The 2,179-nt window shown below is 65.1% G+C and carries 1 protein-coding gene; it reads right to left on the bottom strand.

Annotation, left to right across the window (positions count from 1 at the left end; all coding sequences use genetic code 11):
- Positions 1–2,100, bottom strand: a 2,100-nt coding sequence (locus Q0112_RS17035) for a molybdopterin-dependent oxidoreductase (protein WP_297977199.1), incomplete at its 3' end; no start/stop codon positions are given.
- Positions 2,101–2,179: the final 79 nt, after the last annotated feature.

Below are 2,179 nucleotides of genomic sequence, written 5' to 3'. Positions count from 1 at the left end.
GAAGGTGCAGCCCGGCAGGAACACGTGCGCATACCGCGCCGTCTCATTGAGGAAGAGATCCTGCACGACGACGCATTCCATAGCCTCAAGGCCTGCAGCGACGTGATGCGTGTTGGGGTCGGACTGGAGAATGTCCTCACCCTCGATGTAGATCGCCTTGAAGGTGCCCTCGATGGCGGCGTCCAGCATGTTCGGAATGCGCAGACCCGGCTCCGGATCGAGCGTGCAGTTCCATTCCTTCTCGAAGGCCGCGCGCGTTTCCGTATCCGAGATGTGCCGGTAGCCGGTCAGCTCGTGCGGGAACGAGGCCATGTCGCAGGAGCCCTGCACGTTGTTCTGGCCGCGCAGCGGGTTCACGCCGACGCCCGTCCGTCCCATGTTGCCCGTCGCCATCGCGAGGTTGGCGATGGCCATCACGGTGGTCGAGCCTTGCGAGTGCTCGGTGACGCCGAGGCCATAGTAGATCGACGCGTTGCCGCCGGTCGCATACAGGCGAGCGGCACCGCGGATCAGCTCGGGATCGACGCCCGTGTGCTGCTCCATCGCTTCGGGAGAGTTGACCTCCTGGGAGACGAACTCGCACCACTCCTTGAACTCGTCCCAATCGCAGCGCGCGCGCACGAAGTCCTCGTTGACGAGACCTTCGGCGACGATGACGTGCGCCATCGCCGTCACGACGGCGACGTTGGTGCCTGGCTGTAGCGGAAGATGGAAATCGGCCTTGATGTGGGCCGACTTCACGAGATCCGTGCGGCGCGGATCGATCACGATCAGCTTGGCGCCCTCGCGGATGCGCTTCTTCATGCGGCTGCCGAAGACGGGATGGGCGTCCGGCGGGTTGGCGCCGATGACGAGGATGACGTCCGTATTCTCGACGGAGTCGAAGTCCTGCGTGCCCGAGCTTTCGCCGAACGCCGTCTTCAGGCCGTAGCCGGTCGGCGAGTGGCAGACGCGGGCGCAGGTGTCGACGTTGTTCACGCCGAAACCGGCGCGGATCAGCTTCTGGACGAGGTAGGCTTCCTCGTTCGTGCAGCGCGAGGAGGTGATGCCGCCGACGGCCGTGCGGCCGTACTGCTCCTGAATGCGGCGGAAGTCGCCGGCCACGCGCGCGATCGCCTCCTCCCAGGAGACCTCACGCCACGGATCGGTGATCTTGTCGCGCACCATCGGCTTCGTAATGCGGTCCTGATGGGTGGCGTAGCCGTACGCGAAGCGGCCCTTGACGCAGGAGTGGCCACGGTTGGCCTTGCCGTCCTTCCAGGGCACCATGCGCACGACTTCCTCGCCGCGCATCTCGGCCTTGAAGGCGCAGCCCACGCCGCAGTAGGCGCAGGTAGTGATGACGGAATGCTCCGGCTGGCCGATCTCGATGACATCTTTCTCGATGAGGGTCGCCGTCGGGCAAGCCTGCACGCAGGCGCCGCACGACACGCACTCGCTCTCGAGGAAGTCTTCGCTCATGCCGGCTGCCACGCGGCTGTCGAAGCCGCGGCCCGAGATCGTCAGCGCGAAGGTGCCCTGCACCTCCTCGCACGCGCGAACGCAGCGGTTGCAGACGATGCACTTCGAGGGATCGTAGCTGAAGTAGGGGTTGGTCTCGTCCTTCGAGATCCAGAGATCGTTGGCGGCGCCATCGAGACGGGATTTGTCGAAGACGTGGTTGGCGCCGTCGTAGCCATAGCGGACGTCGCGCAGGCCGACCGCGCCCGCCATGTCCTGAAGCTCGCAGTCACCGTTCGCGGCGCAGGTGAGACAGTCCAGCGGATGGTCGGAGATGTAGAGCTCCATTACGCCCTTGCGGATGGCCGCGAGGCGTGGGGTCTGCGTCTTGACCGCAATGCCGGGGGCGACGGGTGTGGTGCAGGAGGCCGGCGTGCCGTTGCGACCTTCGATCTCGATCAAACAAAGGCGGCAGGAACCGAAGCTCTCGAGCATGTCGGTGGCGCAAAGCTTGGGGATGGTGGTGCCCATCTCCATGGCTGCGCGCATGATGGACGTGCCTTCCGGCACGGTGACCTCGACGCCGTCGATGGTCAGCGTCACCATCTTCTCGGACTTGGATGCGGGGGTCCCGTAGTCAGTTTCTTTGATCAGGGCCATCGTTCTACTCCGCTGCCTCGGCCAGCTTCGTCGCCGGCCGCCCGAAATCCTCAGGGAAATGTGTCAACGCGCTCATCAC

This window comes from uncultured Amaricoccus sp., from assembly GCF_937858865.1.
In the GTDB taxonomy this organism is placed as follows: Bacteria; Pseudomonadota; Alphaproteobacteria; order Rhodobacterales; family Rhodobacteraceae; genus Amaricoccus.
The sequence above is the reverse complement of the archived record's forward strand: the minus strand, read 5'-3'. Positions and strand labels throughout refer to the sequence as shown.